We start from the raw sequence: 17,664 nt of genomic DNA, 5'->3' as shown, positions 1-17,664 counted from the left end.
CAGCGGCGTCAAGGGCGGCGGCAGCGGCGGCGACGGCGGCGGCGGCGGAAGCAATCGCTGCGGCGTCGGCGGCCAACTGCGCCTGAATCGCATCAACATACCCCTCCACCACATTGTAGGAGGACTGAAGGGCCTGCATCGCGTTCTCGGCGGTCGTCAGGTATTGCGCGGCCTGCGTCGCGGCGGCGGCGGCGGCATCGGCATCGCCGGCGGCGGCGGCGGCGGCAGCGGTGGCGGCGGCGGCAGCGGCGGCGTCAGCCGCCTTTACCGCAATCTCGGCCTGGGCCACGATCTTCATGGCGGCGATCACGACCTCGGGGGCAAGCTCCTGCATCGGTATGGGAGCGCCGGTGACGGGATCGATTATGTTAACGGCGGAGGTGACGGCGACGAGTTCGCCGGTGGCGGGATCGGTTATGATGATTGCCTGATCCAATAAAATAGGCGTGCCGATAATGGGATCGCTGGTAACAGGATCAAGAATCTTTTGCGCCTGTTGGGCCACGGCAACGGCGTCGGCGGCAAACTCCTGGGCCTTGGCGGCAGCCGCGCCCGCACGGGCGGCGGCGGCCTCGGCGGCGATTCTCATGGCGGAATTATCTGTTTTCTCAAACTCGACCCTGGATGTCGTGACATCAACGTTGACGGCGGACGTCTTGACGGCGTCAAACGCATTGACGACCAATCTGGCGGCTTCATTGACGCCGACGCCCAAAAGCTCGGCGGAAAGCGCCTGACCGTCGCCGCCGGCGGCAGTCGTGAAGTCGGCAAGGTCGCCGGCGCCTACCTGGGCCATCGCCTCCTCGGCAACGCCGTCGGCGGTCCCTTCCACGGCCATGGCTTCCGCCATAACGGCGTCGCCGGCGATTTCCGAGGCCAGGGCCTCATCGACAACCCCGCCCGCCGCCGTTTCCAGGGCGGCTAATTGCTCGGCGGTGAGTTCTTCCGAAGCTAACGCTTCTTCCTTCAGGACTTCCTGGGCCAACGCCTCGGTGGTGAGGGCCTCCGTAGTCAACGCTTCTTCCTGCAGGACTTCCGTAGCCAACGCTTCGGTTCTGGCTTCGGTTCCGTAGGTATTGGCGTTACCCTTCACCGGCAGACTCTGGAGAGAGACGCCGTAGGTATTCAGCATGACGGCCTTGTCCACGGTGAAGGGGATGATCGGGGCAAAAGAGGAACTGAGAACGGAAGTGCCTGAATAAGCGGTGTTCAGAATCTGTATGCCGGCGCCGTTTTGAACCACGACCTCGCCGACGAAACCGTCGGCTTCTTCCATCAGGACGACGTTCATTCCTTTATCGCCGCCGACTTCGATGCCGACCTGGGTGCCGCGAATGCCGATAGTGGCGACCGGAGTGTCCAAGGTCATGGCGTCCGGGTCGGTCTTGGCGACCTGACCGCTGACGAAGGTGAACACGCCTTCCACCACTGAAAGGGAAATCGACCCCTGCTGGGTGGCGGGGTCATAGACCATTTCATCAAGGACCATGCTGCCGTTGTCGGCCATCGAGAAGGTCGTTTCGTCGGCGAGGACGACGCCGACGGCGCTGCCGGCGCCGGTCTCAAGGGTGTCGCCCTGGAAAACGGGAGAGCCGACGGTCAGTTGGGTCGTCGTGCCGTCGGTATGGACGGCGACTACAGTGCCGCTCGCACTCTCGACCTGACCGATGGGCTGGGCCTCAGCCCCCGGCGCGGCCTGGGCAAGCTGATCGCTTGCCGGCGCTTCATCGGCGGACGTAAGGATGCCGGATTGTTCGGTATCAAGAATGGAAGCCATGACCTAATCTCCTCTGAATTCAATCCCCGCCAAGACAGGGGGGACAAGCGGACCCACTCCGCGAATTTAACGTAAATACTACACCTCTATGCCTCTCTTGGGTGTGACGGCCATCACAGCAACGCAATTATTTTAAAATTTCCATAAAATGCCGTTTTTTCCATAAGACAAGCATTTCAAGATTGATGTGAATCGCTCGAAGCCGATGCGGGCCATGCCCTATCGTCTTTGCGAGGATTGCGAGAAGCGGAGCGACGAAGCAAGACGAAGCAATCCAGAGAGCGCCACCGGCCACTGGATTGCTTCCCGTGTCGCTGATGCTCTCACGGTCGCAATGACGGTAATTAGTAACGCAAGTGATCCTGATCAATCCTGACGCGCCTCAGGTTACGTTGTGACATCATCCGGCGCTGCGCCCTTGGCGACCGGGCGTCTGTCGGGTGGGGTGACGATGCCGCACGAGACCACCATCTTGAGGGCCTCCTCCACCGACATATTTAACGGCGTCGTGTCCTTCCTGGGAACAAACAGCAGGAAACCGGACGTGGGGTTGGGGGTGGTCGGCACGAAGATGCTGACTATGTCTTTATCAATAAGGCTCTGTATCTCGCCCTCGGTTTGTCCGGTAATGAAGGCGATGGACCATAAGCCGCAACGGGGATACTCCACCAGCACCGCCTCGCGGAAAGCCGTGGATTTCTTGGACAATACCGTTTCCAGTATCTGCTTGACGGCGCCGTAGACCCCGCGAATCACCGGCATGCGGTTCAACAGGCGTTCGCTGTAGCGGTGGAACAGGCGACCGACGTAGCCGGCGGTGAAGGCGCCGACCAGGATCAACGAGACAACGAAGATGAGTACGCCGAGGCCCGGCATGCCGAACGGCAGATAGGTTTCCGGGTGATACCTGTCGGGGATCAGCCCCGTCACCTTGTTGTCAACGAAGCCGATCAGCAGCCAGGCCAGATAGAAGGTGATGCCGATAGGCGCGGTGACCAGGACGCCGGCCAGAAAATAACCGCGCAATCTTGCCCCGATGCCCATCTTGGCGTTTGCTTTCGCATCCTGACTTTCCGTATGGATGTTTGTCACGGCTGACCTTTTTTCTTGGCGCTCAGTGAACGGACCTTTTCGGCCAGGATATGAAGCACTCCCTGGATAAAGGGATCGGATTTTTCCAGTCTTTTCTTGAAAACCTCGCGGGAAATCACGATCAGGACGGTGTTGTTATCGGCGCTGCGGGCCGAGGCCATGCGCGGCTTGTTATCGATCAGCGCCATTTCTCCGAACATGGCGCCTTTGCCGATTGATCCGAGGATGGTCTCCTTGCCGTTGATTTCCTTGACGATATTGACCGCCCCTTCCTTGATCACAAAGGCGAGTTCGCCGCTTTCCCCGTCACGGAAAATAAAGTCTCCTTTCGGAAAATTTTTGTGTTCTATCTCGGTCAAGGTTCTGCTCCATCAATTAAAATAATAATCACTGAATATTTATGATCCAGCTTTTTTTCATAGTCTCGGCGACGGGGTGAAATGTCGCAAAATCAGATTCAGGCGCCGTGTACGACCAGATATGAACTATCCCTCCTACCGGCCTGGGCGCCAATAAAGCCCATTTCCGGTATCTTTGGCCGTTAAGGGTATACTCCGCCACAAACTCATGGCCATCAATGAGCAGGTTGTTGCCGTTATATTGGAAAAGTCCTTCTTTGAGGTAATTGACGTTTTCGGCTCCGGCGGCGATTTGTTCCTTCAGCCCGGCCAGCGCCGCCGAGACCGCCTGCCTCGGATCGGAAACGCCGGATTGCTGGACATTGCTGATGCTGACGACCGCGTAATAGGCGGTGGTCCTTTCGGCGCCGCTGAACATTACGACGTGCGGAGACGGTTTGACCACAACCCAGTCGGTCGGGTAGTCGATGGAAAAGCCGAACCCGGCCTCGGAAAATCGTTGTAGTTCAGCGGACGCCGTTTTTACCGGGGGCGCGGCGGACGTCAGGGGCTGCGAGGCGTCGTCCATCTCATTGGCGGCGGGATGAAAATTATCGAGTATCCAGTCAAAATCTTTCTCAAGGGTGCTGAAATCCCTGGGCGAGGCGAAGAACATAAAGACGAAATCGGTCAAACGGCCGCGCATGATAATCACGCGCGTCTGCGAATTTCCTCCTTCATAAAGAGCGTCGTAGGCGTCAAGCCCGGATAACTTTATCAAGCGCTCGCCGATCTTTTTGGACCAGCGGTTTCCCTTGCCCAGGTAAAGCGCCTCCAGCTTGGCCGCCATGTTTTTGAGGAGCGTTTCATGGTTGGCGTTCCCCGTTTGCAGGGTGACGGCGTAGCCCTTGGGAGACTGGATGGAGAGGTCGATCTTTTCTCCGGTCTCCTTTGATTGGGCGCCGGAAGGAATGAATATGGTATAATTCTTTTCGGGATGGACGTAGCGTTGCGGAGCGGCTCCGGACGAGTCTCCATAGGCGCTGTCGGTCGCCGCCGAGGCCCCGCCCGTCAAAAGCAATGTCATCAAAAAGAAGAGAGAAACCCTTTGGATCATGTTTTCCTCTAAGGTCGATTTTTGTCCATCATGATAACACAGCCGATAAATCCTGTGCTATTGTCCTGATCAGGTTAACCGCCGGAGTAAAATATCATAGTCATGGCAAATGCGGCCTTAATCTCTATTTTCTGTCCCGACCGCGTCGGTCTGGTGGCTTCCGTCGCCGGTCGGCTGTTTGATCTGGGCATCAATCTCGGCGACACCACCTTCGCCGTTCTGGGAACCGGCGCCGAATTCACCACCGTCTGCGAACTTCCCGACGGCATGGCGCCGGAAGAGGTGGAGGAAGAGCTTCGCGGGCTTGAGGATATGAAAAACGCCCGGTTGACCGTCGCCCGCTTTGATCTTTCCACTGAACAAGGGCCTTTTGGGCATATCACCCACAGGATCAAGGTGATCGGCGGCGATCGCCCCGGCCTGATCGCCCGCCTGTGCGAAGTCTTCATTCAGTTCAAAGCCAATATCGTCCGCCTCAACGCGGTCAGGGAGCCGAGCGCCAGGGGCGGCAAATATGTCGTGCGGATCGGCGTCTGGATTCCTGATCACAGCGCCCGGTCCTGTCTGGCCACCATCGCCAATACCGCCGGCGGCCTCGGCCTCGAATGCAGTTGGGAAGACGTAAGGTAATAACGGCGGTCATTAACGATGACTCAAAACGAACCCCTCCGTCATGCACGGGCTTGACCCGTGCATCTACGTCTTTCTTGTACGAAAACGACGAGAGAGAAAGACGTGGATGGCCGTGACAAGCACGGCCAAGACGATTTTGCGTGTGTGTAATGACAACGATCAATATCGATGACGACTCTCATGCGCCGGGATAATCATTGAAAATCTCGGCTATGGACTGTATTTTATTCTTACATCCTTACTTTGGGAGATCGCCATGCTTGCTAAACTGACGTCCAAGAACCAGTTGACCCTGCCCAAGGCGGTGCTGTCGTTTTGCCAAGGCACGGAGTATTTCGATGTGGCCGAAGACAACGGGCGCATCGTGTTGACGCCCGTGCGCCTCAACCGCGCCGACGCCGTCCGCTCCAAGCTGGCCGATCTCGGCATTACCGAGGACGACGCAACCGACGCAGTGTCTTGGGCGCGTGACGGGGCCAAGCGCGCCGGATGATCAGGCCGCGCCTCGTCCTCGACACCAATGTTCTGCTCTCGGCCCTGCTGTTCTACGCCGGGTCTGTGGCGTGGCTGCGCCATGCCTGGCAGTCGGACACCATCCGTCCGCTGGCCGGTCGCGACACCACGGCGGAACTGATCCGGGTGCTGTCGTACCCGAAGTTCAAACTGACGGATGAGGATCGCGAGAACCTGCTGGGCGACTATCTGCCGTGGTGTGAAACCGTCACTGTGCCGAACCCGACCGAGGTTCCTGACTGCCGCGACCCGTTCGACCGCCCGTTTTTGGCGTTGGCGCTGGTCGCTAAGGCCGATGCGCTGATAACCGGCGACAAGGACCTGCTGGTCATGGCAAAATCGTTCCCTGTACCGATTCTGACGCCTGCCGCGTTCCGGGATATAATGCCGAAGGCAAATATGGATGAATGACCCCTCCCGGTCTCCCCTCCTTACGGAGATGTAAAAACGCCCGGATATTCCGGCTTAAGCCGGCTTGCCGTCACCGTTTAAGGTCGCTTTCCAGGGTCAGCGCCACCTCGGTTTCGGCAAGGTGCAGCCGGTACACCTGAAGGTTCTCAAGGACCCGCTGGACGTAGTCGCGGGTTTCATCAAAGGGGATCATTTCAATCCAGTCGATGGGATCGACGGCGGCGGTCCTGGGGTCGCCGTTGTTGTGAACCCACTTGCGGGCGCGCGCCGGGCCGGCGTTGTAGGCCGCCAGCGCAAGGATGTAGGAGCCGTCAAATTCCTTGAGCAGATCCGCTAGATAGAACTGGCCGAGCGTGAGGTTGTAATCGGGGTCCGAGTTCAGGCGCCTGGGGGAGTATGACACCTTGAGCATTTTAGCCGTGTTTTCGGCGGTTCTCGGCATGATCTGCATCAGTCCCAAGGCCCCGGCGCGACTCCTGGCTTTGGTGTAAAAAGCGCTTTCCTGGCGAACCATGGCCAGGACCAGCGGAACCTCAACCGCATCTTTCCCGGAGGCTTTATTGACGCCGGGGGGAATCAGCGTCGGATAACCGGCCCTGATCATCTCGTGAGATCCCTTGGATACGTTGATGGCAAGGTCGGGACGGCCGAGGGAGTTTGCCAGGGATGCCGTCATCGAACGCCAGCCGGGAGCATCGTTATGATCGCCTAATTTTTTTACGAAGGCCCCCATGGCGTCATCTTTGCCCATGGTCTTCAGCATCCGCAAAACGCGGGTCAGTTCATGCTTGTTAAAGGCGACCATATCCGCCGCCTTGATCTCAGGCTCCCGAATCATAATTTTTCCCTGCGCCGGCTTGGTGCGATCCACCGCCAGTTGTCCGTGATAGGTTGTCGGGTTGCCGGCGGCGATCTGATACCACTGTTCCGCAGTCGGGGCGTCTTTCATGGCTTCTGCGGCCCGCGCCGTCCAGTAAGCGCCGCGTGAACGACTGACCGGAGATTTGACCGCCTTGTACATGGCGATAAAGTGATTCTTGGCGACTGCGTAATCATTAAGGAAGCGCAAGGCAATCCAACCGGCCAGCCATTCCGCTTCGGCAAAACCGGCGCCCTCCGTGAGCCGATGGTCCTTGGCGATGCGGTAAGCCTCTGAAATATGGCCTTTTTGCAAAGCGTCGCGGGCCAAGAGGGCGCGCTCCTTCCACCATTTTACGGGATAGGGCAGGCTATCGGGAAGTTTCGCCAGAAGTTCAAGCGCCGCTTCCTCTTGTCCCTTTTGCCGGCGCCAGCGCATGCGTTCAAAGACAAGCCCCGGATCGTTCTTTAATTCGCCAGGAACCCTGGCGATAGCCTTATCCACGTTTCCCAAACGGTGACTGAGCATAAGCCTCGCCTCGCCCAGGGCGCGATAGGAAGGAGCGACCTTCAATATCATTCGCTGCGCTGACGATTTACGTTCTTCCCACAACAGCCGGTCCAGCCGGGCCACATGATCTTCGCCGGTCAACAAGCGGCGATAGCGACGATAGAACGCCTTTTCCTGACTTTTGCTGAAGTTGCCGTTGACCCAGGCGTTACGCAGGATATCCCGGCCTTTCTCGCTTTCGCCGGAGTTAAACAAGGCGGCGCCCGAACGCACCTGACCATCAATGGAAACAGGCGGATTTTTCTTGAACCAGGAGATTAATTCACCGTCGGGTATTTTATCGTCTATCGCCTCCTCGGCTCTCTGCTGGAGCAATTTCAGCTTGGGCCAACCCTGGCTTTGCGACATAAATGATGAAATCTGATGGAATGTGGCGCCGCTTTTTTGGCCGGCATAGGTCAACCAGCGGACCAGCTTCAGCGCCAGCGGGTCTTTGATCCGGGACGTAAAAGTCTGGGCCTTACCCCAATTTTCCGCCTCGATAGCGTCAATGGCGGATTTGGCGACGGCGATGTCATCGTCTGTCGGCATATCGGCGCCGACCGGGGCGCCGACGAACAGCAGTGCCGCCGCGACAGCGGCAACAGCGGCGAGACGGCTAATCACCTTGATCCCCGTAAACCAAATATGCTCCCCCCAGCCACCTAAAATATCAACAGGCCATTTTTTGACTTTACTTTGACGCAGGCAAGATCACAAGTAAGTCTTAGCCGGGTAATGCTCTTACTGTTTACGGTCGGGGTTGAATCACCGGAAGGAGGCTTGTAATAATCCGACAAATATTAACGAGGATGCATAGATGTTCCTGATCAATCCCGCTTATGAGATGTTCGGCGGATTTTTGTCGCGTTACGTTCCGGTCGGGATTCCCGTCGGCATCGGTTGCATCGCCGCCTATCTCGAAAAGCATGGCGTCAGTTGCGCGATCCATGATGAGGAGATCGCAAAAATAACGCCGGAGGCGGTGCGGGAAAAGGCGGCCAATATCGAAAAGCCGTATATTTTCGGCATCACCTGCCTGACTGCGCACGTCGGCCGAGGCTATGAAGTCGCACGGATGCTCAAAAGCGAATTTCCCGATTGCACGGTGGTGGTGGGCGGACTGCATCCGTCGGCGCTCCCCGACGAGGCTCTCGGCGTCGGCGCTATTGATTACGTTATACGCGGCGAAGGCGAAAAGGTGGCGTTGCAGCTTTATCGGGCATTGCGCGGTTCCGCCGATCCGACCAAGACCATGGGAATCTCGTTTCGCCGCGACGGCAAGACAATACACAACCCGGACGCTCCGTTAATCCCCGATCTCGATATGATCCCGGCTTTTCCCTATCACCTTTTTGCGCATCCTAAATATGACTTGGGCTTCATGACCACCTCGCGGGGGTGTCCGTACCAGTGCGCGTACTGTAGCCAGCGGTTGATGACGGGAACGACTTATCGCTACAAATCTGCGGACAGGATTGTTGAGGAACTGACGGTTCTGGTGGATAAATACAAACAGACGGACGTCCTTTTTTACGACGATAATTTCTGTCTGGTGAAGCAGCGGGTCTTTGATCTTTGCGACAAGATCATAGCGTCAGGATTAAACAAGCGGGTTCGCCTTTCCGTTCAGTCCCGCGCTGATAATCTGGTGGAACGGGGCGGCGAGGAAGTAGTGTGCCGCATGGCTGACGCCAATTTCACGCACATGGGCTTCGGTCTTGAGACCGGCGTACAGCGAATCGCCGATTTGATGGTCAAGGATGAAACTGTTGAAGTCCATCTGGAGGCGTCTCGTCTTTGCAAGAAGTACGGCATGGACGTTTCATTGTTTATGATTTTCGGCTTTCCCACTGAAACCAGCGAAGATCGCAGAACAAGTTACGAAGTGGTCAGGGACGAAAATATTCTGGCGACAAAATTCAACAATATCATCCCCTATCCCAGTACGCCGCTTTGGAAATCGCTTAAAGGCTCCAACCGCGTTCATGTGTCGGAAAACTGGTCGAATTTTAATTCTACGCTGTCGATTACCCGCAGCATATTTGACAAGACGCCGCTGCCGTACGTTCCTGAAACAACTTCCGAGTTTGAACTGAAACGGGAAGTCATCCGCTATAATTTCAAATCCTATTTAACATGGTCGTCGCTTTCAGGAATTTTCGGGCGCACCAAGGGCGGCGGATGGTACGCATTGCCGGAGCGCTGGTATCTGAAGCCGCGCGAATTATTTGAAATGTCCAAGATCGCCGTCGCTATCGGCATCAATCTTTTGATGTCCTCTCTGCCTTTGTGGTTGACCGAACCGCTGATGGAGGCGCTCAACCCCGAGCTTAAGAAGCGCAAAAAGGTAAAGAACTATTCTCCCGAAAGCTTCGTTCCCGAAGGCTGGGACGCCTCGATCGCCAAGGCGGTGGGACACCGCCTAAGCAGAGCAAGGGAGGAGTTTAAAAAGACAGGCGATATCAATGTGTTAATGAATGACGCTATATCCGTGCCGAAGGGTTTTTCCACAGCTGCCGAGGATGTGGCCGCGTTCAAGAACAATCAAACCGCTATTTAGGTGATAGCGTCGATTTGTTCGTCGGTCAGCGATCCGGGGACGATGGTTATGGGAATTCTCAGGCGGCCGGCCATCTTCCCGACGAGGTAGCTGATGATGGGGCCGGGGCCTTCGGCGCCGGTGGCGGCGCCCAGCACCAGCACCGATATCTCTTTTTCCTCGTCGATCAGCTTGATCAGTTCATCGGTAAGGTTGCCTTCGCGAATGAAGATCACCGGCGTCGAGCCTGTGCGTTTTTGCACCACCGAGGCGACAACGTTGATCATTTCCTCCGCTTCCTCGCGGCGCTCTTCGCGCATCAGGTTGCCTACCGCCATCCAGTGCTGGAACTCGACCGGTTCAATGACATACAGAAGAGCTACGCGACCTCCGGAGCGTACGGCCCGGCGGCAGGCGAAGCGGAGCGCCTGACTCAACTCCTCGGTATTGTCAACCACGCACAGGAAAGTGCGTCCTTCCTCGCGAGGGGGAGTTTTCTTGCTATCGTGGTCGTCAGGATTATCGGACATGAGATGCTCCCTAAGCCTTGCGGAAAATGGTGCCGGCAAGCCATCCCGCCATCACCGCGATAATGATGGCGAAAATGCCGTAGGACATGGATTGGCGGTGGGCGAAGTCATAGACGCCGGCTTCAAAACCGAATTTTCTCACCGTCAACAGCGTCGTCTCAATGGTGGCGACCTTGCCGTCGCGCACCAGATAGACATCAACGCCGTAGGTGCCGACATTGACGTTGACCGGGAAACTCAACCGAGAGCGGAACAGGCGGTTGCCGAGAAATATAACGCTTCCCGGCTGGTCGCCGTAAAGCCCCTGGCGCTGTTTGTTGCGGATCAGGGCTTGGCGGAAATCCTTGATTTCTTCCTCGCTCCGTTGCCGCTTTCCCTTGCTGGGCTGGAGTTCCAGATACTCCAGGCCGATCTGGAAATTAGCGCGCAATTCCTCGGACATGAACTCATCAATGGGACGGTTGCCGGCGATGGCGTAAAAACCGGGAACTTGGTCAAAAACCATTTCATCCCGGTTGACCCAAACTCCGGCTGTTCTTTTCTTGCGGCGCACGGTCTCGTCGCGCTGGGGGCCGCTGACGACGACGACGATATCGCCCTCGCCCTCGGCGGCGCCGAACAGCAGCAGATCAGAACCCTCGAAACCGGTAGTGATGGCGACCACTGATTTGGACAGATCAATCACCAGCTCTCCGGCTTTCGCCGGCAGGGCGGCGGTCACAAGGATAAAGGCGCAGAGCAGGGGTATGGCAAGTCTGCTCATCAGGCGCCCCCTATACCCAATGAAAACAGGTCCGGCGGCGTTACCACCAGATCATAGGCCAGTTTGGCGCATACCCCCAGCACCATCATCGCCAGCAGGACGCGCAAGTGTTCTCCTTGCAGCTTGTTTCCCATCCTGGCGCCGATCTGGGCGCCGATAACGCCTCCCGTCAGCAGCAGCAGCGCCAGCACCACGTCCACCGTCTGGTTGTTGACGGCTTGCAGCAGGGTGACGTTGGCGGTGACGAAAATAATCTGGAACAGGGAAGTGCCGACAACTACCGCCGTCGGCATGCCGAGAATGTAAATCATCGCCGGAACCATTACGAACCCGCCGCCGACGCCCATGATCGCCGCCAGCACACCGACTACGAAACCGATAGTCAGCGGCAGCAGGGCGCTGATGTAAAGGCGCGAACGGCGAAAGCGCATCTTGAAGGGCAGGCCGTGCATCCATGTATGGCGATGGCGCCTGCGCGGCGCCTGTCGGCGTTTGGAGCGCATCATCGAATATGTGCTTTCGATAAACATCAAGCCGCCGATAGTTCCAAGAAAGGCGACGTATGATAGTTTGATCACCAAGTCGATCTGGCCGAGATCGCGCAGGAAGGTAAACAGGAATACGCCGAAGGTGGAGCCGACGACGCCTCCGACCAGCATAACCATGCCGATCTTGAAATCAACATTGGCGCGCCGCCAGTGGGCGAGAACGCCGGACACCGAGGAGGCGACAATTTCGTTGGCTCCGGTAGCCACCGCCACCGCCGGCGGGATGCCGATGAAAATCAATAGCGGCGTCACCAGGAATCCGCCGCCGACGCCGAACAGTCCCGACAGAACGCCGACCATCCCCCCCATGCCGAGGATAAGAAAAACGTTTACGGACATCTCCGCGATGGGGAGGTATATCTGCATTGATTCAAAGATGACCGATAGAGCAACACTCTGTCATCAAAAAAACAAAAAGGACCGCGCTCACATTATTTCACGGGAATCGTAAATAAGCCATTGACCGGCTGTTACGAAAAACGTAGTATCCGTCTTTCGCCTCGAAATTCGGGGATGGGCAAAGGGTCCGGGAATGATCAAAGGGTTGGGGATTATCGAAGGGATTATCGATAAGTTCGGCGGCATGAGCGCCATGTCGCGCGCCATGGGGCATAAGCATCCGACAACTATTCAAGGCTGGAAGGACAGCGGCTCCATACCTTATTGGCGGCGCGGCTCGGTTATGGCGGCAGTCGAGGAGGAGGGGATTATCCTTTCTTCAGGCGAGCGCGAATATCTGGGACGATCCGGCGAACAACATTCTGTAAAAAAAGGGCGGCGGGAGATAAAGGGGCCAAAAACCAAAAGCGTTCCGAAAGCAGCCGTCAAGTCCGCCGCCGGCTTGTCGGGCGGCGAAGGATGGGCGCTTCATCTTATCGACAAGTCCCTTGATCTTGTTTGCCTCTGTAAAAACGGCTTGATCAGCTACATCAACGAGTCGGGGGCGCGGCATCTGGGATTTAAATCGCCGGAAAAGGCGATCAGTCAGCCGTTCGTCAACTTCGTTCACGCCGAGTATGTGGAAGTCGCCAACGAATTATTGACGGGCGGGATCGTGGAAAATGACGCTTTGCCGCTGAAGCTTTCCCCCGGCAAGGGCGCCGGCAAAGCGGGAGGCATCGATTCGGAAGTATTGTTCCTGCCCTTCGGGGAGGTCGGCAGCGGGACGGTTATTGTTCAAGCCCATAACATTACGGAGCGCCTGCGCTCGGCGACGGCCATTCTCGCCAGCGAAACCCGCTATCGGAATCTGATCGAACAGTCTCTCGACATGATCTGCATCTGCGACGGGGGAGTAGTCACCTATATCAATGCCGCCGGCGCCGAAATACTGGGCGCCGAGGATCCGTCACAGCTTATCGGGTGCGCGCTCGGCAAGCTGGTTCACCCCGACTACAGCGGGATCATCAGCGAGGGATTGGGTAACTTCACTGACGAGGGAATGCTTCCCCTCAAATTCGTGCGGCTGGACCATAAGATCATCGACGTAGAGACCGCCGTCATGTCCTTCGGCAGGGCCGGCGAGAACTCTTTCATGATAGAGGCCCGCGATATCACCGAGCGCAAACGGGCGGCGGAGGAACTTCGCAAGGCCCACGACGAATTGGAACTGAGGGTCAAGGAACGCACCAGGGAGCTTACCGAGGAAATCAGCGAGCGCCGGAACGCCGAGAAAAAGTTGCATCTCGCCGCCAAGGTGATCGCCAACCTTAACGAAGCGGTAGTGATCGTCGATACGGACTTTTTGGTAACCTCGATCAATCCGGCGTTCGGCCTGATCACCGGTTTCTCGCCGGATGACGTAGTAGGGAAACAACCGCCTTTCTATCTCACGGTCAAGGCTAACCCTGACCTCTATTCCGCGATGCGCAGCACCCTGAAACGCAAGGGGAGTTGGGAAGAGGAATTCTGGTGCAAGCACAAGAACGGCACTGATTACGCCGTGCGGTTGTCGATTTCCGCTATTGTCGGAGAGAACGGCAAGGTGCAGCAATATGCCGCCGTAATCAACGACATCACCAAGCGTAAACAGGATGAGGAACGCATCCACTATCAAGCCAATTTCGATGCTTTGACCGGGCTTCCCAACCGCGCTCTCTTTCACGACCGGCTTAACCAGGTGCTGCCCACCATGAAGCGCCTGAAAAAGCAGTTGGGGCTGATGTTCATTGATCTTGACGGCTTCAAGCTGGTCAACGATACGCTGGGGCACAATTGCGGCGATCTGCTGCTTCAGGAGGCGTCCCGTCGTCTGACCGAGTGTATTCGCGGCGGTGATACGGTGGCGCGTCTGGGCGGCGACGAGTTCACCGTCATCATGCCCAACCTGACCGATCCTCAGCAGGCGCCTCTTCTCGGCCAACGTATTCTTGATGCTCTTTGCCGGTCTTTCGATCTGGACGGTCACGAGACTTTTATTTCCGGCTCCATCGGCATCACCATCTTTCCCGATGACGCCGTCGAGGCCGTTGACCTGATCAAGAACGCCGACGCCGCCATGTACCGCGCCAAGGAGCAAGGCAAGGCCAACTACCAGTTCTTCACCTCCGACCTTAACGATGACGTCAAGGAGCGCATGGTCCTCAAGAACGGCCTCGGCAAGGCGCTGGAGCGCGACGAGTTTATCCTCTTCTACCAGCCCAAGCTGAACATTCTCACCGGCGAGGTCACCAGTTGCGAAGCTCTGATGCGCTGGATAAATAAAGACATGGGCGGCATGGTCTCCCCGGTCAAGTTCATTCCTATCCTTGAGGAGACAGGCCATGTGGTGGAAGTCGGCGAGTGGGCGTTGCGAACCGCCTGCAATCAGCATGTCGCCTGGCTCAAGGAGGGTCTGCCTCCGATCCGCATCGCCGTCAACCTGTCGGCGCGTCAGCTTCGCGAGTCCAGTTTCGTCAGGATCGTCGAGGATGTGCTGAAGGAAACCGGCGTCGGCGCCGACGGCCTGGAAATCGAGATCACGGAAAGCATGTTGATGTCGGACTCGGCCAAGGCGGTGATTGCCCTTGACCAGCTTCACGATATGGGAATCCAGGTGGCCATGGACGACTTCGGCACCGGATATTCATCCTTGAGTTACCTCAAGCGGTTCCCCATCGACACCATCAAGATCGACCGCTCATTCGTCTCCGACATCACCACCAGCCATGACGACGCGGAGATCATCAGGACCATCATCACCATGGGCCAGACCCTGGGGCGCAAAATCGTCGCCGAGGGGGTGGAGATCAAGGAACAACTCGAAATGCTGCGCAATTACCGCTGTGATGAAATCCAGGGCTACTTCTTCAGCCGCCCCATGCCGGCTAACGAAATGCTCAAGTTTTTCAATGACAAGGGCCTGATGCCGGTTTGAGCATTCGTTTGACATGTTCATTCGTTTGATATTGACGGGTTTATTGATCGGCTCTAGGTTCAGCGATCATTTTCTTTCCCGGGGAAGAACGGAATGACCGGAAGAACCATCACTCGCTCACAACTCAGCGAAGCCGTGTATCAGGAAGTCGGTCTCTCGCGCAATGAGTCGGCTGAATTGCTGGAGGCGGTTCTTGATTACATCGCTGATGCCCTGGCCAAAGATGAAACGGTAAAGATTTCGTCTTTCGGCAGCTTCTCAATCCGTCGCAAGGGACAACGGATCGGGCGCAATCCCAAAACCGGCAAGGAAGTGCCGATACTGCCGCGCAAGGTTCTTGTTTTCAGGCCGTCTCAGGTTCTCAAAGACCGTATCAATAAACGTAGTAATTCCGGAGCGGCTTAACGGTAATGACACAGGCGGGTGAAGCAGAAGTTCTCTTGCCGCGCCGTGGAAAATCCGCGACTGCGTTCAGAACGATCAGCGAAGTCGCCGTTGAACTTGATCTTCCTCAGCATGTGTTGCGCTTCTGGGAAACAAAATTCCTCAGCATCCAGCCGTTAAAACGCGGCGGCGGGCGCCGGTATTATCGCCCGGAGGACGTGAATCTCCTTCGCCGCATCCGCGATCTTCTTCACCTGGACGGCTACACCATCAAGGGCGTGCAGAAACTTCTTCGCCAGAATAATATCAACGATGAAGAACCGCTTATTGTCGAGTCGCCGGCTCCCGGGCCTGATGATCGCAAGCGGGCCGAACTGCAAGCCGTTCTCGGCGAACTTGAGGAATTGCGCGATCTGTTGCGCAAGGCCGAGTAAATCATCCGATATTTCCCTAATATTGCGTCCGGCGTTTGTCGGGCGTATAGTCCGCCGTCTTATCTCAACGGAGCGTGGCGCAGCCTGGTAGCGCACTACACTGGGGGTGTAGGGGTCGCAGGTTCAAATCCTGTCGCTCCGACCAATAAAAACGAGGGGGTGCGGTTTGCGCCGTATCCCCTCGTTTCTTTGGAAAGCATGAGGGGAGCGTCGGGCATAATTCATGAATTTTTAACGGTTTCTGTTGCCATATAATTCTAATTATGGTGCTTATCCGATGATAAGCCGCCGTATTTTCGTGAATTCGGATTGAGAAAGGGGGGAAACAGAATGGCCGAACGTCATGATGACTATCAGAATCTTCTCGCCCAGAAGCGTTTTCTCGGCGAGGTCGAGCAAGGCATTCGCTTTGCCAACCGCGAGGTCATTCACAAGCTTATCCCCGCAGTAACCAAAGACAGCGTTCTGGCTTTCGCCGTAGCCGTGGGGCGCGTGCGCGCACGATACCTTGAAGCCGCTTTCAATCTGGGGATCAGCGAACACGGCGATCAGCCGAATAATGCGGAAATCAGTGAGTTGAAGATTCACCGCGAGATGTACGAGGAAGTGAGGGCGGCCTTTGAAGCCCTGCGCGACGCCATCGAGAAAGGCTACCTGGACGTGCAGGGGCTTGAGGAGAACAGACGCGCAGCGGGACTTAAGGAAACCAGCTAAATCAGCCCGCTTTGGCGAGTCCGCCGGGGATATCGTCGGCAATAACGAACACCATGTCCAGACGGGCCAGCTTGAGCACGCGCATGACCGAGGGATCAAGATCGGCGAGGACGAATTTCTTGCCTTTTTTGCGGGCGCTTTGGAAAGCCTCAAGCAGACCGGCGACCCCGGAACTGTCGATCAGCGACACTTTCGACATGTCAACAACCACCGCTCGCCCCCGGAAAACGCAATCCAGCAGTACGGATCGCACATCGCCCGAGTTCTCAAGATCAATATCCCCCTCAAAGCCGGCAATGAGAATGCCGCCCTCGTCCTTTATTTGATGGTGCATATCGTCTGTTCCTAACCTTGACTGTTCCGCCGGCGAAATGTTGATACTGCTATGGTTGTTGCAAAAGCGGGGTACAGAATCAGCATTCGACGGAAGCCGCCTCGCGGCCGGCGTCGGTCAGCTTGCAGACAAGCCAATCCGGCTTGATGGGGTTTGCGAACCAAGGCTCGACCCAACCCTTGTTGATACAACTGCGAACCGTACGCTCGCTCACCCGCCGGCCGCTGCCGTCGAAAAGGGGAAGCTTTCCTCCCGCCTGATTTACGCCCCGCGTTAACCAGAGAAGTTGATTTCGTGTGGGCTTTGTCATTTTCACCATCCCCTAGCCATCCATCCTACGGTAGTTTAGCCTTTTGGAGCAAGAAGGGAGCTGATTTATCATGACCGCTGAAATGATCTATTGCACCACCGGCTCACACCGCGAGGCCGTTGCCATAAGTCGGGCGCTGGTTGAAGAGCGGTTGGCGGCCTGCGTCAACATACTGCCTTCCATCACTTCGCTGTATTGGTGGGAAGGAAAGGTCCAGGAAGGACAGGAAGCGGCCCTGATCATAAAAACCCGTCGGGAGCTGGTCGATGACGTGATCGCCAGAGTCAAGCAACTCCACAGCTACGACTGCCCGTGCGTGGTCTCGCTTGCCATCGAAAAAGGCAACAGTGATTTTCTTGAGTGGGTTGCTAAAGAAACAAAACAATAGATTGTGAGGTGGTCCTACTTGTTTGGACAGTTCGGCGGCGAAGTTAAGGTGTATTCCGGTTGCTGATCATGCC

The 17,664-nt window shown here is 56.7% G+C and carries 18 protein-coding genes, 1 tRNA gene and 1 pseudogene (1 of these 20 only partly in view); 10 read left to right on the top strand and 10 right to left on the bottom strand.

Features of this window, described 5'->3' with window-relative positions; translation table 11 throughout:
* The 4 genes and pseudogenes from A3H92_13520 to A3H92_13505 form a co-directional block, all read right to left on the bottom strand.
* Positions 1 to 1,777: pseudogene (locus A3H92_13520) on the bottom strand (hypothetical protein); it reaches 3,917 nt to the left of the window's first position.
* 387 nt (positions 1,778 to 2,164) lie between these two features.
* On the bottom strand, positions 2,165 to 2,869 hold the full coding sequence (locus A3H92_13515) for a hypothetical protein (GenBank protein ID OHC74356.1): 705 nt from the start codon (positions 2,867 to 2,869) through the stop codon (positions 2,165 to 2,167).
* A complete protein-coding gene (locus A3H92_13510) occupies positions 2,866 to 3,228 on the bottom strand; it encodes a hypothetical protein (protein OHC74355.1) in 363 nt (120 codons plus the stop codon). Before A3H92_13510 ends, A3H92_13515 begins: the two co-directional genes overlap by 4 nt.
* A 28-nt stretch (positions 3,229 to 3,256) precedes the next feature.
* Positions 3,257 to 4,324 (bottom strand): hypothetical protein, encoded by a 1,068-nt coding sequence (locus A3H92_13505; protein ID OHC74354.1) that lies wholly within the window; start codon positions 4,322 to 4,324, stop codon positions 3,257 to 3,259.
* 102 nt (positions 4,325 to 4,426) lie between these two features.
* Here A3H92_13505 and A3H92_13500 point away from each other — a divergent pair, with 102 nt between their 5' ends.
* The 3 genes from A3H92_13500 to A3H92_13490 all read left to right on the top strand — a co-directional run bounded on the left by A3H92_13500 (position 4,427) and on the right by A3H92_13490 (position 5,881).
* Complete coding sequence (locus tag A3H92_13500) at positions 4,427 to 4,954, top strand: amino acid-binding protein (GenBank protein ID OHC74353.1); 528 nt, start codon at positions 4,427 to 4,429, stop codon at positions 4,952 to 4,954.
* Positions 4,955 to 5,213: 259 nt separating this feature from the next.
* A complete protein-coding gene (locus A3H92_13495) occupies positions 5,214 to 5,450 on the top strand; it encodes an AbrB family transcriptional regulator (GenBank protein OHC74352.1) in 237 nt (78 codons plus the stop codon).
* Complete coding sequence (locus A3H92_13490) at positions 5,447 to 5,881, top strand: putative toxin-antitoxin system toxin component, PIN family (protein ID OHC74351.1); 435 nt, start codon at positions 5,447 to 5,449, stop codon at positions 5,879 to 5,881. Before A3H92_13495 ends, A3H92_13490 begins: the two co-directional genes overlap by 4 nt.
* Positions 5,882 to 5,951: 70 nt before the next feature.
* Here the strand turns inward: A3H92_13490 and A3H92_13485 are convergent, their stop codons facing one another.
* Positions 5,952 to 7,922: a hypothetical protein gene (locus A3H92_13485; protein ID OHC74350.1), complete on the bottom strand. Its 1,971-nt coding sequence runs from the start codon at positions 7,920 to 7,922 to the stop codon at positions 5,952 to 5,954.
* A 187-nt stretch (positions 7,923 to 8,109) separates the two neighbouring features.
* Here A3H92_13485 and A3H92_13480 point away from each other — a divergent pair, with 187 nt between their 5' ends.
* Complete coding sequence (locus tag A3H92_13480; GenBank protein ID OHC74349.1) at positions 8,110 to 9,852, top strand: hypothetical protein; 1,743 nt, start codon at positions 8,110 to 8,112, stop codon at positions 9,850 to 9,852.
* On the opposite strand, the gene A3H92_13475 is transcribed toward A3H92_13480, so the two are convergent.
* Genes A3H92_13475 through A3H92_13465 form a run of 3 tightly spaced genes read right to left on the bottom strand, consistent with a single transcriptional unit; the run spans position 9,849 to position 12,038 of the window.
* Positions 9,849 to 10,361 (bottom strand): universal stress protein, encoded by a 513-nt coding sequence (locus A3H92_13475; protein OHC74348.1) that lies wholly within the window; start codon positions 10,359 to 10,361, stop codon positions 9,849 to 9,851. The genes A3H92_13480 and A3H92_13475 overlap by 4 nt on opposite strands.
* Positions 10,362 to 10,371: 10 nt before the next feature.
* A complete protein-coding gene (locus A3H92_13470; protein ID OHC74347.1) occupies positions 10,372 to 11,124 on the bottom strand; it encodes a hypothetical protein in 753 nt (250 codons plus the stop codon).
* Positions 11,124 to 12,038: a permease gene (locus A3H92_13465; GenBank protein ID OHC74346.1), complete on the bottom strand. Its 915-nt coding sequence runs from the start codon at positions 12,036 to 12,038 to the stop codon at positions 11,124 to 11,126. The genes A3H92_13470 and A3H92_13465 overlap by 1 nt, the downstream gene beginning before the upstream one ends.
* A gap of 166 nt (positions 12,039 to 12,204) precedes the next feature.
* Between A3H92_13465 and A3H92_13460 the strand changes: the two genes are divergently transcribed.
* The 5 genes from A3H92_13460 to A3H92_13440 all read left to right on the top strand — a co-directional run bounded on the left by A3H92_13460 (position 12,205) and on the right by A3H92_13440 (position 16,559).
* Positions 12,205 to 15,027, top strand: a complete 2,823-nt coding sequence (locus tag A3H92_13460; GenBank protein ID OHC74345.1) for a hypothetical protein — start codon at positions 12,205 to 12,207, stop codon at positions 15,025 to 15,027.
* Between the two features lie 93 nt (positions 15,028 to 15,120).
* Complete coding sequence (locus A3H92_13455; GenBank protein OHC74344.1) at positions 15,121 to 15,432, top strand: integration host factor subunit alpha; 312 nt, start codon at positions 15,121 to 15,123, stop codon at positions 15,430 to 15,432.
* Positions 15,433 to 15,437: 5 nt separating this feature from the next.
* A complete protein-coding gene (locus A3H92_13450) occupies positions 15,438 to 15,845 on the top strand; it encodes a hypothetical protein (protein ID OHC74343.1) in 408 nt (135 codons plus the stop codon).
* Between the two features lie 68 nt (positions 15,846 to 15,913).
* Positions 15,914 to 15,990 (top strand) — tRNA-Pro (locus A3H92_13445).
* Positions 15,991 to 16,175: 185 nt separating this feature from the next.
* The gene (locus A3H92_13440) at positions 16,176 to 16,559 is read left to right on the top strand and encodes a hypothetical protein (GenBank protein ID OHC74342.1); all 384 of its coding nucleotides are present in this window, start codon (positions 16,176 to 16,178) and stop codon (positions 16,557 to 16,559) included.
* A 1-nt stretch (position 16,560) separates the two neighbouring features.
* On the opposite strand, the gene A3H92_13435 is transcribed toward A3H92_13440, so the two are convergent.
* Together A3H92_13435 and A3H92_13430 are read right to left on the bottom strand one after the other, a co-directional pair.
* Positions 16,561 to 16,893, bottom strand: a complete 333-nt coding sequence (locus A3H92_13435) for a hypothetical protein (GenBank protein ID OHC74341.1) — start codon at positions 16,891 to 16,893, stop codon at positions 16,561 to 16,563.
* Between the two features lie 79 nt (positions 16,894 to 16,972).
* On the bottom strand, positions 16,973 to 17,203 hold the full coding sequence (locus tag A3H92_13430; GenBank protein OHC74357.1) for a hypothetical protein: 231 nt from the start codon (positions 17,201 to 17,203) through the stop codon (positions 16,973 to 16,975).
* A gap of 70 nt (positions 17,204 to 17,273) precedes the next feature.
* Between A3H92_13430 and A3H92_13425 the strand changes: the two genes are divergently transcribed.
* Positions 17,274 to 17,591, top strand: a complete 318-nt coding sequence (locus A3H92_13425; GenBank protein ID OHC74340.1) for a dihydroorotate dehydrogenase — start codon at positions 17,274 to 17,276, stop codon at positions 17,589 to 17,591.
* Positions 17,592 to 17,664 lie beyond the last annotated feature (73 nt).

It is taken from the genome of Rhodospirillales bacterium RIFCSPLOWO2_02_FULL_58_16, from assembly GCA_001830425.1.
Taxonomy (GTDB): domain Bacteria; phylum Pseudomonadota; class Alphaproteobacteria; order Rhodospirillales; family 2-02-FULL-58-16; genus 2-02-FULL-58-16.
This window is presented reverse-complemented; position numbering and strand designations above follow the sequence as displayed.

Coding starts and splice junctions, on each gene's coding strand:
- A3H92_13470 (OHC74347.1), bottom strand. CDS start 11,124: ATGAGCAGACTTGCCATACCCCTGCTCTGCGCCTTTATCCTTGTGACC.
- A3H92_13505 (OHC74354.1), bottom strand. CDS start 4,324: ATGATCCAAAGGGTTTCTCTCTTCTTTTTGATGACATTGCTTTTGACG.
- A3H92_13500 (OHC74353.1), top strand. CDS start 4,427: ATGGCAAATGCGGCCTTAATCTCTATTTTCTGTCCCGACCGCGTCGGT.
- A3H92_13435 (OHC74341.1), bottom strand. CDS start 16,893: ATGCACCATCAAATAAAGGACGAGGGCGGCATTCTCATTGCCGGCTTT.
- A3H92_13490 (OHC74351.1), top strand. CDS start 5,447: ATGATCAGGCCGCGCCTCGTCCTCGACACCAATGTTCTGCTCTCGGCC.
- A3H92_13430 (OHC74357.1), bottom strand. CDS start 17,203: ATGACAAAGCCCACACGAAATCAACTTCTCTGGTTAACGCGGGGCGTA.
- A3H92_13480 (OHC74349.1), top strand. CDS start 8,110: ATGTTCCTGATCAATCCCGCTTATGAGATGTTCGGCGGATTTTTGTCG.
- A3H92_13425 (OHC74340.1), top strand. CDS start 17,274: ATGACCGCTGAAATGATCTATTGCACCACCGGCTCACACCGCGAGGCC.
- A3H92_13475 (OHC74348.1), bottom strand. CDS start 10,361: ATGTCCGATAATCCTGACGACCACGATAGCAAGAAAACTCCCCCTCGC.
- A3H92_13495 (OHC74352.1), top strand. CDS start 5,214: ATGCTTGCTAAACTGACGTCCAAGAACCAGTTGACCCTGCCCAAGGCG.
- A3H92_13465 (OHC74346.1), bottom strand. CDS start 12,038: ATGCAGATATACCTCCCCATCGCGGAGATGTCCGTAAACGTTTTTCTT.
- A3H92_13460 (OHC74345.1), top strand. CDS start 12,205: ATGATCAAAGGGTTGGGGATTATCGAAGGGATTATCGATAAGTTCGGC.
- A3H92_13450 (OHC74343.1), top strand. CDS start 15,438: ATGACACAGGCGGGTGAAGCAGAAGTTCTCTTGCCGCGCCGTGGAAAA.
- A3H92_13455 (OHC74344.1), top strand. CDS start 15,121: ATGACCGGAAGAACCATCACTCGCTCACAACTCAGCGAAGCCGTGTAT.
- A3H92_13440 (OHC74342.1), top strand. CDS start 16,176: ATGGCCGAACGTCATGATGACTATCAGAATCTTCTCGCCCAGAAGCGT.